10 protein-coding genes and 1 pseudogene are annotated in these 12,910 nt (G+C 68.2%); 6 read left to right on the forward strand and 5 right to left on the reverse strand.

Annotation, left to right across the window (positions count from 1 at the left end):
- Positions 1-136: 136 nt before the first annotated feature.
- A complete protein-coding gene (locus tag ACIHIX_RS46505) occupies positions 137-1,567 on the reverse strand; it encodes an endo-1,4-beta-xylanase (RefSeq protein ID WP_399966733.1) in 1,431 nt (476 codons plus the stop codon).
- Positions 1,568-2,308: 741 nt separating this feature from the next.
- On the opposite strand from ACIHIX_RS46505, the gene ACIHIX_RS46510 reads away from it, so the two are divergent.
- Both ACIHIX_RS46510 and ACIHIX_RS46515 read left to right on the forward strand, forming a co-directional pair.
- Entirely contained in the window at positions 2,309-3,775 is a 1,467-nt protein-coding gene (locus ACIHIX_RS46510; protein WP_399966734.1) for a non-reducing end alpha-L-arabinofuranosidase family hydrolase, read from the forward strand.
- A 105-nt stretch (positions 3,776-3,880) separates the two neighbouring features.
- Complete coding sequence (locus tag ACIHIX_RS46515; protein ID WP_399966745.1) at positions 3,881-4,492, forward strand: LuxR C-terminal-related transcriptional regulator; 612 nt, start codon at positions 3,881-3,883, stop codon at positions 4,490-4,492.
- Positions 4,493-4,534: 42 nt separating this feature from the next.
- On the opposite strand, the gene ACIHIX_RS46520 is transcribed toward ACIHIX_RS46515, so the two are convergent.
- Positions 4,535-5,500: a glycoside hydrolase family 6 protein gene (locus ACIHIX_RS46520; RefSeq protein WP_399966735.1), complete on the reverse strand. Its 966-nt coding sequence runs from the start codon at positions 5,498-5,500 to the stop codon at positions 4,535-4,537.
- 109 nt (positions 5,501-5,609) lie between these two features.
- The gene (locus ACIHIX_RS46525) at positions 5,610-7,220 is read right to left on the reverse strand and encodes a glycoside hydrolase 43 family protein (protein ID WP_399966736.1); all 1,611 of its coding nucleotides are present in this window, start codon (positions 7,218-7,220) and stop codon (positions 5,610-5,612) included.
- Between the two features lie 297 nt (positions 7,221-7,517).
- Here ACIHIX_RS46525 and ACIHIX_RS46530 point away from each other — a divergent pair, with 297 nt between their 5' ends.
- Entirely contained in the window at positions 7,518-9,164 is a 1,647-nt protein-coding gene (locus ACIHIX_RS46530) for a glycoside hydrolase family 27 protein (RefSeq protein WP_399966737.1), read from the forward strand.
- Between the two features lie 28 nt (positions 9,165-9,192).
- A complete protein-coding gene (locus tag ACIHIX_RS46535; protein WP_399966738.1) occupies positions 9,193-10,476 on the forward strand; it encodes a cellulose binding domain-containing protein in 1,284 nt (427 codons plus the stop codon).
- Positions 10,477-10,562: 86 nt separating this feature from the next.
- Here the strand turns inward: ACIHIX_RS46535 and ACIHIX_RS46540 are convergent, their stop codons facing one another.
- Positions 10,563-11,051 carry an Lrp/AsnC family transcriptional regulator gene (locus tag ACIHIX_RS46540; RefSeq protein WP_399966739.1) on the reverse strand — a complete coding sequence of 163 codons (489 nt, stop codon included), beginning with the start codon at positions 11,049-11,051 and terminating at the stop codon, positions 10,563-10,565.
- 175 nt (positions 11,052-11,226) lie between these two features.
- Between ACIHIX_RS46540 and ACIHIX_RS46545 the strand changes: the two genes are divergently transcribed.
- Positions 11,227-11,541, forward strand: coding sequence for a hypothetical protein (locus tag ACIHIX_RS46545; protein ID WP_399966740.1), 315 nt, complete (start codon positions 11,227-11,229; stop codon positions 11,539-11,541).
- Between the two features lie 93 nt (positions 11,542-11,634).
- Here ACIHIX_RS46545 and tnpA read toward each other — a convergent pair whose 3' ends face one another.
- The gene (gene tnpA, locus ACIHIX_RS46550; protein ID WP_399966741.1) at positions 11,635-12,066 is read right to left on the reverse strand and encodes an IS200/IS605 family transposase; all 432 of its coding nucleotides are present in this window, start codon (positions 12,064-12,066) and stop codon (positions 11,635-11,637) included.
- Between the two features lie 25 nt (positions 12,067-12,091).
- Here tnpA and ACIHIX_RS46555 point away from each other — a divergent pair.
- Positions 12,092-12,910: pseudogene (locus ACIHIX_RS46555) on the forward strand (RNA-guided endonuclease TnpB family protein); the annotation flags it as partial.

The raw sequence follows: 12,910 nt of genomic DNA on the forward strand, positions 1-12,910 counted from the left end.
GTTCCGGCCCCCTACCCACTGGTAAATATGTCTGCCCCCCCACCCGTCTTCAACCGGCGGGTCGGCTCGCAGGTTTCCGTGGCTGCGGTCGGACTTCTCGCCCGTGGCGGGCGAGAAGTCCGACGTCAGGGGTTCATCAGGTGCGGGTCCAGCGTTGGTTGCTGCCGTTCGAGCAGGTGTAGAGCTGGATCTGGGTGCCGTTGGCGGTTCCGGCCCCGACGGCGTCGAGGCAGAGGCCGGACTGGACACCGACGATGGATCCGTCGGAGTTGAGGCGCCATTTCTGGTTGTCGCCGCCCCAGCAGCTGTAGATCTGGACCTTGGTGCCGTTGCCGGTGCCGGCGGCGTCCAGGCACTTGTTGCCGTAGACCCTGAGCTCACCGGCGGTGGTGGACGTCCACTGCTGGTTGGTGGCGTTGTTGCAGTCCCACAGTTGGAGCTGGGTGCCGTCGGTCGTGCTGGAACTGGGGACGTCCAGGCAGCGGCCCGAACCGACGCCCTTGACCTGGCCGGAGCCCGAGGGGGGTGTGGTGGTGCCGCCGTTGAGTGCGTTGAGGACGGCGGTGTAGGCGGACTTCTTGCTGCCGTCGCCGTTGAACAGCAGCGGCGTCTGGTCCGCGCGCCAGGAGTCGGTGTCGCGCACTCCCCAGACGGTGATGCCGAGGCAGCGCGGGACGGCCAGGCAGTCGTTGGTCACATTGGCGTAGGTCGTGGCCGGGGCGCCCTGGATGTCGAGTTCGGTGATGGCCACGTCGACGCCGAGGGCTGCGAAGCTCTGGAGGGTGGTGCGGTAGTTGCTGTTGTAGGCGCTGTCGTTGTTGAAGTGGGACTGGAAGCCGACGCAGTCGATCGGTACGCCGCGCGACTTGAAGTCCTTGACCATGGCGTACACCGCCTGGGTCTTGGCCCAGGTCCAGTTGTCGGTGTTGTAGTCGTTGTAGCAGAGCTTGGCGGCGGGGTCGGCTGCGCGTGCGGTGCGGAAAGCGACCTCGATCCAGTCGTTTCCGGTGCGCTGGAGGTTGGAGTCGCGCCGGGCGCCCGAACTGCCGTCCGCGAAGGCCTCGTTCACGACGTCCCACTGGGCGATCTTGCCCTTGTAGTGGCTCATCACGCCGTTGATGTGGTCGATCATCGCCTGGCGCAGTGTGCTGCCGCTGAGGCTCTGCATCCAGCCGGGCTGCTGGGAGTGCCAGGCCAGGGTGTGTCCGCGGACCTTCTTGCCGTTCTGCACCGCCCAGTTGTAGACGCGGTCACCGGCGGTGAAGCTGAACTGGCCGCGCTGCGGTTCGGTGGCGTCGATCTTCATCTCGTTCTCGGCCGTCACCATGTTGAACTCGCGGCCCGCGACGGTCGTGTACGTCGAGTCGCCCAGCCTGCCCGAGGCGATGGCGGTGCCGAAGTAGCGGCCGCTCTGCGCCGCCGCGGCGCCGAGTGTGCTTTCGGCTGCGTGTGCGTCCGGCGGCGTCAGCAGGGCGGCTATGGCGCCGAGGACGGCGATGAGCAGCGCGAGCGGCGCCGTGCGTGTTCTCCGGCGGTCACCGGGTCCGGGTAGGGCGTTCAATGCCATGGCTGTGCCTCCAAAATCGACATCACGGGATGGCTGACGCGCAGAGGGGAGATCGGCCGACGGTTGATGGTCGGCGCGCGACAGCGCCGTTTCGGCACAGGCACAGACAACACAGGCACAGGCACATGCACGGGAACACTCCAACGCGGCTCAGCCGGGGGTGTCACACGGCGTCGCCGACCTCTCCGCGTTCACGAAGAGCCAGCTGCGCCGGCGAAAACCTCACCGGAACGAAACGGGTGGCGCCGTATGGTTCGGCATTTCGAACTCTGGTCGACCCTTGGTGAGGGATGATTGAGGCATTGACGGTGGATCGTCAATACATTGCGCAAGGAAAGTTTCCACACCTCGATCGAAACATTCGAATCGGGATCGAGCCGGGAAATAGATCTCGCGCGCCGCCATACCCGGATGCAGCGAGACTCAAGCCGCCATCTAAGCCGACGCCTCAAGCCCCCATTTCATCATCAAATCCCTGGTCAACGGCCTCACACCGGAGCGTCGAGCCGCGCCCTGCCCGCGCGATCCCGACTCATGTGACACCTCGCCCCACGCCGGACCGAAGGATCTGGTGGAAGACAGAACAGCGACAGGCCTTGACCGAAGCACCCCGCATTTCTATCTTGTGGCGTCGAAAGATCCGAGAACTCTTCGAATGTTTCGGAGGGTCATTCTTCCCCGGCACGGCCGCTCCGCGGTTCGCCGACACCACCTCGCCCCGCCCCCTAAGGAGGCCCCCAGATGTGGTTGCGCCACCCGTTCACGGCCCCACTCAGACGCTTACTCGCCGTCCTTTCGCCGCTGCTCCTTGTGGCCGCCTTCCTCGGCGCTCAGCCCGCCAGCGCGGCGACCGTCGACCCCAACGCCTCGTACGTGCTGATCAACCGCAACAGCGGCAAGGCCCTGGACGTCTACAACATGGCGACCAACGACGGCGCCCGCATCACCCAGTGGACGAGAAACGACCAGAGCCAGCAGCAGTGGCAGTTCGTCAGTACGGGCGACGGCTACTACCGCATCAAGTCCCGCCTCTCGGGCAAGGTGCTGGACCTGTACAACTGGTCCACCGCCAACGGCGGTTCGATCGTCCAGTGGACCGACCTGAACGCCACCAACCAGCAGTGGCGGCTGGCCGACAGTTCGGACGGCTACGTACGGCTCATCTCGCGCCACACCAACAAGGCTCTTGAGGTGCAGGGCGCGTCCACCGCCGACAACGCCAACATCGTCCAGTACGACGACTGGGGCGGCACCAACCAGCAGTGGCAGCTCGTCAAGGTCGGCGCCGACACCCCCGGCGCCTGCGATCTTCCGTCGGCCTACCGCTGGTCGTCAACGGGCGCCCTGGCCCAGCCCAAGTCGGGATGGGTCTCACTCAAGGACTTCACCGTCGTTCCCTACAACGGCAAGCAGCTCGTCTACGCCACGACGCACGACACGGGGACGAGTTGGGGTTCGATGAACTTCAGCCCGTTCACCAACTGGTCGGACATGGCCTCGGCAAGTCAGAACACGATGTCGTCCTCCACCGTCGCACCCACGCTCTTCTACTTCGCGCCGAAGAACATCTGGGTGCTCACCTACCAGTGGGGCGCGACCGCCTTCTCGTACCGGACATCGAGCGACCCGACCAACCCGAACGGCTGGTCGTCCCCGCAGGTGCTCTTCTCCGGAAGTATCTCGGGCTCCGGAACGGGTCCGATCGACCAGACGCTCATCGGTGACGGCACGAACATGTATCTGTTCTTCGCCGGCGACAACGGCAAGATCTACCGGGCGAGTATGCCGATCGGGAACTTCCCGGGCAGCTTCGGATCGACCTCCACCGTGGTCATGAGCGACACGACGAACAACCTGTTCGAAGCCCCGCAGGTGTACAAGCTGCAGGGCCAGAACCGGTACCTCATGATCGTCGAGGCGATCGGCTCGCAGGGCCGCTACTTCCGCTCGTTCACCGCCACCAGCCTGAACGGCACGTGGACGCCCCAGGCCGCGACCGAGAGCAACCCCTTCGCCGGAAAGGCCAACAGCGGCGCCACCTGGACCAACGACATCAGCCACGGCGAACTGATCCGCACCACCGCCGACCAGACCATGACCGTCGACCCCTGCAACCTGCAACTGCTCTACCAGGGACGCAGCCCCAGCTCGGGCGGCGACTACGGCCTCCTCCCCTACCGTCCGGGGCTGCTGACACTGCAGCGCTGACGGCACGACACAGGTCCGGCTCCCGTCAGGGAGCCGGACCTCCGCCATGGCGTCACATGCCGGCCGGTGCCTCACGGACAGGACGTCGTGGGCGAACGGCAGGAGATGTACGCCACCACGTCGGCTGGTGCGTGCCAGGCGGGCGGGGCGAGAGCCTGCCGAGGCCGGCGGGGACCATGGCCCAGGACATGCGGGTCACCGCGCCGACAGCCATCCCCTTGCTGCGACCGGTACGAAGCCGCTCGGCGCATCGCCGACGACGAGCGGCCGGCGGCGGTGCAGGGGGTGATGCTGACGACGTTCGACCTCGACGAGTACGTGTACGGGGCCCTGCGCGGCGGAGCTGCGGGCTTCCTCGTCAAGGACACCGAGCCCGCCGAACTCCTCCACGCGGTACGTGTCTCGGCGCGCGGCGACGCGCTCATCAGCCCCTCCGTCACCCGGCGGCTGATCGCCGAATTCGCCCTGCGCCCGGACCACACCCGCAAGCCTGACCGTCGGCTCGACACCCTGACCTGCCGCGAACGCGAGGTCATGCGGCTGATCGCCGTCGGCTGCACCAACCACGACATCGCCACGCGACCGGTGGTCCCACCTCTGACGGCGAAGACCCATGTCAGCCGCATCATGGCCAGGCTCGGCGCCAGCGACAGATCCCAGGTCGCCGTCATGGCCTACGAGTACCGCATGGTCACCCCCGGTCGGCTCACGGACTGACGCCCCCGGCTGCCTGGTTCCAGGGGCCGTGGGAGTCCGGCGTCAGTAGCCGTAGATCATCTTGTAGGCCGCCTCGGGGAGGAACTGTCCCGCCCTGGAGCCGGTTCCGATGCCGCAGTTGCCGTCGGACTCGCCCGGGGTCTTGATCCACAGGAGCATCTCGGCGCCTCCTCCCGTGCGGGTGGGCGTGCCGATGCGGCGGCCGGAGGGGTTGCACCACTGGCCGTTGGAGCCGTTGCCGTTGCGGCTGGTGTCCACGACGAAGGGCTTGGTGTAGCCGTAGCGGGCGCTGAGTTCACGGTTGACGGCGTCACCGAAGGCGGTGTTCTCGGAGGTCGTGAAGTAGTTGGAGACGTTGAGCGAGAAGCCGTGGGCCTGGCGGAGCCCGGCTTCGTGGAGGCGCCGGGCCATGGTCGCCGCGTTCGCCCAACCGGGGTTGCCGGCGTCCAGATAGACCCAGGTGTTGGGGGCCTGGCGGCTGAACTCGGTGAGGGCACCGGTGAGCATGGCCTCGCGTTCGTCGATCTGGGCCTGGGTCATGCAGCCGTAGTCGCCGAGGGAGTCAGGTTCCAGGACGACGACGGCCGGCCGGCTCGCTATGCCGCCGGCGAACTGGGCGATCCAGTTGGCGTAGGCGGACGGTGACGCGGCTCCGCCGGCGGAGTGGCCGCCGCAGTAGTCGCGGTTGTAGACGTTGTAGGCGACGAGGACCGGCAGCTTGTCGGCCTGGTCCGCCGCCCCGGCGTAGGCCCCGGTGGCGGTGCCGATGGTGCCGCTCCAGGAGCCGAACCAGCGGGCCATCGGGGTGTTGGCGATGGCGGCGTTGATCGCGGGGGCCCGGCCGTCGCCGGGGTTGGCGGTCACCCACTGCTTCGCCGTGGAGTTGGGGTCCGCGTAGAACCCGCTCGTCATGGTGGTGGGGTCGGCCGCATGCGCGGACGGGGCGGCGGCGAACGCCAGCGGCAGGGCACAGAGCGCTGCTGTCAGGGTGCGGAGTCTGCGGCTCATCACGGGACCTCGGTTTCCTGGTAGGAAGGTCAGGGGGGAGCGCTTCAGCGGGTTCGCACTGCTCCTCGTACCGCGCGGTGCGGGGTGGGGTGTGCGATCCTCCGCTCGCTCAGGGTGTGGACAGCTCGAAACGTGTGACCCGGACCGCGCCGCCGAGTGCCTGTGTGGCGTGGTTGAAGAGGGCGAATCGGTAGCCCATGAAGAACCGCCAGTCGTTGCCCATGGAGAAGGCGGGTCCGAGGCGGGTGAAGGTGGTGCCGTCGGTGCTGTAGGAGAAAGTGGCGGGGCGTGGCGCGCCGGGGCGGATGTCCGCGCTCGCGCGCAGCCAGACGCGGGTGCCGGCGGCGGGCGCGCTCGCGGCCTCGGTGCCCGTGCCCGTGGTGTTCCAGTTGCCGTCCATGGTCAGCCCGTTGACCATCACCAGGCGTGTCGTACCGGCGTCGCGTTTGAGGCCGATCCAGGCGGAGGAGTCACGCAGCAGCGCGAGCCCGGCCCGGTCGCCGTCCCGCATCGCGGAGTGGTCGAGGAGGACCGTGGCGGTCGAGGTGGGGCCCTGGATGCGGTGGGTGAGGGTGTTGCGTGCCCAGTAGAGGTCGTTGGTGACGGTCGCGGTGCGCAGGGTCAGGCCGTTGCCGACCGTCCACTTGGTGGGGTCCGGGTTGTGGTTCCACTCCCACCTCGGTTTGAGGGTCGTACCGTCGAAGGTGTCCACGCCGGTCATGGGCGTGACTTCGCGGGGTGGTGCGGGCAGGTCCGGGCTCGGATACGAGGCGCCCCAGGCGCCGCCGACGAGTTGCACGACGGGCCAGCCGTCCGAGGTCCAGGTGACGGGCGCCAGGGCGGGCACCCGTCCGCCGGGGTAGGCGTCGACGAAGGCCAGGTAGTACCAGGCGCCGCGCTGTGTCTGCACCAGTCCGCCCTGGTGCGGGACGCCTCCACCGGGGACGGGCCCGGGCAGGTCGAGAAGGACCTGTCGCATCGTGTACGGACCGAAGGGGCCGGCCGAGGACTTGAGGACGTACTGGCCGTTGGCGGGGCGGGTCAGGAAGATGTAGTACTGGCCGTTGATCTTGTAGAAGCGGGATCCTTCGAGGGTGCCGACGCTCGACGGTGTCGTGAACACCTGCTGAGTGCGGACCTGGGTGCGGCCGTCGGGCGAGAGCTGGGCCACGCTGATGGTCGTGTTTCCGTAGGCCACGTAGAGGGTGTCGTCGCTGTCGACCAGCAGTCCCGCGTCGTAGTAGGGCGTGCTGATCGTCGTCAGCCTGCTCCACGGTCCCTCGGCGGCGGTGGCGGTGTAGACGTACGTCCGGGCGAAGTCGATCTGGCCCAGCCAGTAGAAGGTCCTGTTGCTCGGCCGGTAGGCCAGGGACGAGGCCCAGATGCCGCGGACGTAGCCGCGCGCCCCGTTCAGGTCGTACTTGGCGCCGAAGTCGAGAGTGGGTACCGAGTGACCGGCGATCTCCCAGTTCACGAGGTCGTACGAGCGCAGGACGGGCGCGCCCGGCGAGTAGTGCATCGTCGAGGCGGAGGCGTAGTAGGTGTCGCCGACGCGGATGACGTCGATGTCGGCGAAGTCCTGCCAGATCACCGGGTTGGTGAAACCCGTCGCCCGGGCGGAGGCCCGGGCGGCGGGGAGGAGGGCGCCCGCGGCGAGTCCGCCGGCGGCCGCCAGTGCGTGGCGTCGGGAGAGTTCTTGATGAGTCCATGACATATGCATAGGGGGCGTTCTCCTCGTGGTTCGTCCAGAGGGAGCGGCTCGCATCATTCGACATCTCGAACACGGGTCGGTAAGCCGAGCAACCTGGATGATAGAAGCCTGGGAATGGACGTCAAGACTTCTCGCACGATCGCAAGGCCCGTCGAAACATTCGGACCGTCAGAAGTTCCATTCCCGCAGGTCAACCGCCAAGCGTGTCAGAGGTGTTGACATGTTCGCGCACCTCTCTAACATCCCTTTCACCGCGAGTTTCCGAACGAGGCTCGAAATTTCGAACCTCCTCCCAAGGAGCCCCTGGTGCCCAGACGTTCACACGGACGACTGCTCCGCCTCCTCGCAGCCGCCGCCCTCACCGTCACCGCGTCCGTGACGGCCTCCGCCCACTCCCCCGCCTCGGCCGCGCCCGGCAGCCCGGCCCTCACCCCGCCGCTGGGGTGGAACAGCTGGAACAGTTTCGGGTGCGGGATCACCGAGACCCAGGTCCGCCAGGCCGCCGACGCGATGGTGTCCTCCGGCATGCGGGACGCCGGCTACCGCTACGTGGTGGTCGACGACTGCTGGTTCGACCCGCAGCGCGACGCCGCGGGCAACCTGCGGGCCAACCCCACCAAGTTCCCCGGCGGGATGAAGGCCCTCGGGGACTACATCCACGGCAAGGGCCTGAAGTTCGGCATCTACCAGGTGCCGGGCGAACGCACGTGTGCGCAGACCAGCGGCGCCTATCCCGGGTCGACGGGCAGCAAAGGTCACGAGGCCCAGGACGCCGCCACCTTCGCCTCGTGGGGCGTCGACTACCTGAAGTACGACTGGTGCTCCTCCAGCGGCACACGTGACGAGCAGGTCGCACGGTTCACACTCATGCGCGACGCCCTGCGCGCCACCGGACGGCCGATCGTCTACTCCATCAACCCCAACAGCTTCCACGCCATCACCGGCGCCACCTACAACTGGGGCGAGGTCGCCGACCTGTGGCGCACGACCGAAGACCTGCTCGACATCTGGCAGAACGGCAACACCAACAGCTACCCGATGGGCGTCGGCAACGTCCTGGACGTCACCGCGCCGCTGGCCGCGCAGGCGGGTCCGGGCCACTGGAACGACCCCGACATGCTGGTCGTCGGGCGACCCGGCCTGTCGCTGACCGAGTCGCGCTCCCACTTCGCCCTGTGGGCGCTGATGGGGTCCCCGCTCATGGCCGGCAACGACATCCGCACCATGTCCGCCGACATCAGCGCGATCCTGCGCAACCCGCGCCTGCTGGCGGTGGACCAGGACCCGCTGGGCGCGGGCGGACGCCGGGTGCGTGACGACGGTGCCACCGAGGTCTTCGCCAAGCCCCTCGCGGACGGCTCGGTCGCCGTGGGCCTCTTCAACCGCGGCGACAGCACCGCCACGGTCACCACCACGCCCGCCCAAATCGGCCTGTCCGGCGGCCCGTTCACCCTCACCGACCTCTGGTCCGGCGCAACATCGAGCACCTCCGGGCAGATCTCGGCGAGCGTCCCCGCCCACGGCGTCGCCGCCTTCCGGGTCACCGGCGGCACCCCGCTGACCGCCACCACGTCCCGGCTGCGCGGCACCGCGTCCGGGCGCTGCGTCGACGTGGACAACGCCTCCACCGCCGCCGGGGCCACGACTCTGCTCTGGGACTGCCACACGGCCGCCAACCAGCTCTGGACCACCTGGGCGGGCGGCGAGATACGTGTCTACGGCGACAAGTGCCTGGACGCCTACAACCAGGGCACCGTCAACGGCACCCGGGTCATCACCTGGCCCTGCAACGGCCAGGACAACCAGAAGTGGACGCTCGGCTCCGACGGGTCCCTGCGCAACGCCCACTCCGGCCTGTGCCTCGACGCCAACACGGCCGGCACCGCGAACGGGACCCCGCTCGTCCTGTGGACCTGCAACGGCCAGGCCAACCAGAAGTGGTCCCGCGCGTGACCGACCACGCCTCAAGAAGGGGAGTTCGATGACGAGGACAAGAACCCTTTTATGGCCCGCCGTCGTCGCGGTGCTGATCGTCCTGAGCATGGCAGGCACGGCACTGGGCCACGGCCGGAGCGGCAACGCCCCGCTCGCGGCCTCCGCGGCGGCCGACGTATCCGCCGGTGCCGCCGCCCCGAGTTCCGGCTGCGGCAAGACCCCCACCCTGACCAGCGGCACGCACACGATCCTCAGCGGTGGCAAGAACCGCACGTTCATCCTGCGCGTCCCCGACGGCTACGACCGCAACCGCCCCTACCGGCTGGTGTTCGGATTCCACTGGCTGGGCGGCACCTCCACCGACGTCTCCACCGGCCGCACCGTCGAAACCGGCACCTGGGCCTACTACGGACTCCAGCGACTGGCGAACAACAGCACGATCTTCGTAGCACCCCAAGGCCTCAACAACGGCTGGGCCAACACCGGCGGCGAGGACGTCACCTTCGTCGACGACATGCTCAGGCGCCTCGAAGCGGACCTGTGCGTCGACACCACCCAGCGCTTCGCCCTCGGATTCAGCTACGGCGCCGCCATGTCGTACGCCCTGGCGTGTTCACGCGCGACGGTCTTCCGCGCGGTCGCGGTCCAGAGCGGCGGGCTGCTGAGCGGATGCAGCGGCGGCACCCAGCCCATCGCCTACCTCGGAGTGCACGGCCTCAGGGACAACGTCCTCGGCATCTCCGGCGGGCGGGCGCTGCGGGACCGGTTCGTCACGAACAACGGCTGCACCCCCCAGAACCCGCCCGAGCCCGCGCAGGGCAGTTTGACCCACCGGATCACCACCTACTCCGGCTGCTCGGCCGGACATCCGGTCGCCTGGGCCGCCTTCGACGAAGGACACATCGCCGCTCCCCAGGACGGCGCCCCGGGAGACAGCGCCAGAACCTGGGTGCCGGCGGAGGTGTGGAAGTTCTTCACCCAGTTCCAGAGCTCCGAGCCCCCACCCGGTACCGCGACCTGCCGGGTCACCGGCACCGTCAGCGCCTGGAACACCGGGCTCACGGCGAGCATCACCCTCACCAACACCGGGACCACGGCCGTCGACGGCTGGTCCCTCGCCTTCACCCTGCCGAACGGCCAGACCATCACGTCCGGCTGGAACGCGGAGTACTCCCCCGTCTCCGGCCGGGTGACCGCCAAGAACGCCGCCCACAACGCCACCATCGCCCCCGGTGCCTCCGTCGACATCGGCTTCCAGGCCACCCACACCGGCGACACGGCCCCGCCCGGCACCTACACCCTCAACGGCACTGCCTGCACGGCATCCTGACCCCTTCCGCGACACCGCACCGCCTCGCCCCGGCCGGAACGTCGGGGCGAGGCGGTGGCAGCAGTTGGCGTGGGTAGAGCGCGCGGTCATGCACCAGGCGCGGGCCAGGAGTTGAGGGGCAGCGGGCCGCGGTCGATGACGGTGCGGATGCAGAAGGTGCTGCGGGCGTCGCGCACGGGCCCGATGGCCAGGATCTGGTCGGTGAGCACCCTTTCGAAGGTGCGCAGGTCCGGCACGGCGAGTTCGACGAGGAAGTCAGCGTCGCCGGAGACGACGTGGCAGGCGACCACGTGGTCGATCGCCTTCAGCGCCTCCTCGACCACCTGGGAGGTGGTGCGGGAGTGCTCGACCTTGAGGGAGAGGAACACGGTCAGCCCGAGGCCGAGGCGCTCTCGGTCCAGATCGGCCCGGTAGCCGGCCAGCACCCCGTCCTCCTCCAGCGCCTTGGTGCGGCGCAGACAAGAGGAGGGTGAGAGGCGTACGGCCTCGGCGAGGTCGACGTTGGGGGTGCGTCCGTGGCGCTGGAGGTGGTCCAGGATCGCCCGGTCGATACGGTCGTACAAGGGGCGTGGCATGAAATGCAGCGTATCGGCCCACTCGGCGAACAATCCTGCGCGATCAGGCCGTACGGGCACTCATCACGCCATCGCATGCCGCGGTCGGCGGCGCATTCTGGTCACGCGCCGCGACCGACCGCCAGGACGGTTCCGCCGCCTACGAACCCGCCCCTCACCGACTTCGGACTGCCTCATGCACCCTTTCCCCCTGGAACCCGACCGCGCCACGATGACGGAGATGGGCCGTCTCGTCCTGGACCGTGTCATCGACCGCACCGAGAACCTCGCCGCCCGCCCCGCGAGCGGCACCCTGTCGCCACAGGCGGAGGCCGAGCTCGTACGGTCCTTCCTGGCGCCGCCTCCCGCCCCGGGCGGTGACCTGGAGGCCCTGCTCGCGCGCCTGGACGACGCCGCCGACTGCGCTCTGGAGACCGCCGGGCCCGGCCACCTGGCGTACATCCCGGGCAGTGGTCTGTACTCGGCCGCGCTCGCCGAGTTCTACCTTTGATCTTGGTCAGTGCTCCGGCCTTCAGGCCGGATGGTGAAGGTCATCTCAAAACAGGTGTGACCCGCGCTGAAGCACGGGTCTGTACTGTTGACCTCAGCCCGTGGGGCGTTTTTGCAGTTCGATGTACTGCTGTACGACGGTCAGGGGCGCCCCGCCGCAGCTTCCGGCGAAGTAGGAGCCGGACCAGAAGTGTCCGCCCCACAGGTACCGGCGCACGTGCGCGTCGTACTCCTTGCGCAGCAGGCGGGCGGAGACGCCCTTGAGGGAGTTGACCAGTTTGGAGAGCTGGACTTTCGGCGGGTAGTGCACGAGCAGGTGTACGTGATCCTCCTCCCCGTTGAACTGCTTGAGGTCGGCTTCGAAGTCCGTGCAGACCTCTCGCATGATCTCTTCGCAGCGCGTCAGCATGGCGTCGGTCATGGCTTTGCGCCGGTATTTGGTGACAAAGACCAAGTGGACGTGCAGGTTGTAGATGACGTGACGGCCGGTGCGTATGTCGGGATTCTGGTTCCAGCGTGGTGACATAAACCAAAAATGTATGGTGCTCGTCATGAGCGAACTCGGTGTGGTGAAGCGGCAGTTCGGGCACCGAGCCCGACTGGCGCTGAGCCCTGCCGGGATCCGCGTCCTCGATGACCAGGCGCATGCGGCCCGCACTCTGTGGAACTGCCTGCATTCCTGGTGGCAGATGACGCCGAACAGCGACACGAAGCTGTCTGTCGCTGATGCGGCGATCCGGCAGGCCCGCAAGGATCTCGATTACCTCGCCGTGCTGCCCGCGCAGGCCGCGCAGGCCGCCTTGAAGACATACCACCGGGCGTGGGTGAACTGCTGGGAAGGCCGAGCCGAGAAGCCCACCTACAAGGGCCGGCTGCGCACAGTGATGTCCGTGGACATCCCGCAGGGCCGGGACCTGAACATCGTCCGCGTGCACCGCCGATGGGGCATGGTCAACATTCCCAAGGTCGGCCGGGTCCGCTTCCGCTGGACCAAAGACCTCCCGGTCGGCAAGCGGGCCAACAAGGAGAATCGGATCACCGGCGCCCGCCTCGTCAAGGACGCGCTGGGCTGGCACATCGCCTTTCGCGTGCAGAGCCTTGAACGCGCCCCCGAGCCCCACGAAGGGCCGGAAGTCGGCATCGACGCCGGAGTCAACATCCCCCTGGCCCTGTCCAACAAGGACCACCAGGACCACGGCCGCCCGCCACGACTCCCGCAGGGCACCGCCGACCGGGACAAGTGGCTCACCCCGAAGGAGAAGGTCAAGCTCCTCAACCTGGAGCGGCAGGCCGCACACCGAAAGACGTTCCGCACACCCGGGGAGAAGACCTCCCAGCGGTTGCAGCACACCTACGACCAGATCAAACAG

This window comes from Streptomyces sp. NPDC051913, assembly GCF_044593635.1.
Taxonomy (GTDB): domain Bacteria; phylum Actinomycetota; class Actinomycetes; order Streptomycetales; family Streptomycetaceae; genus Streptomyces.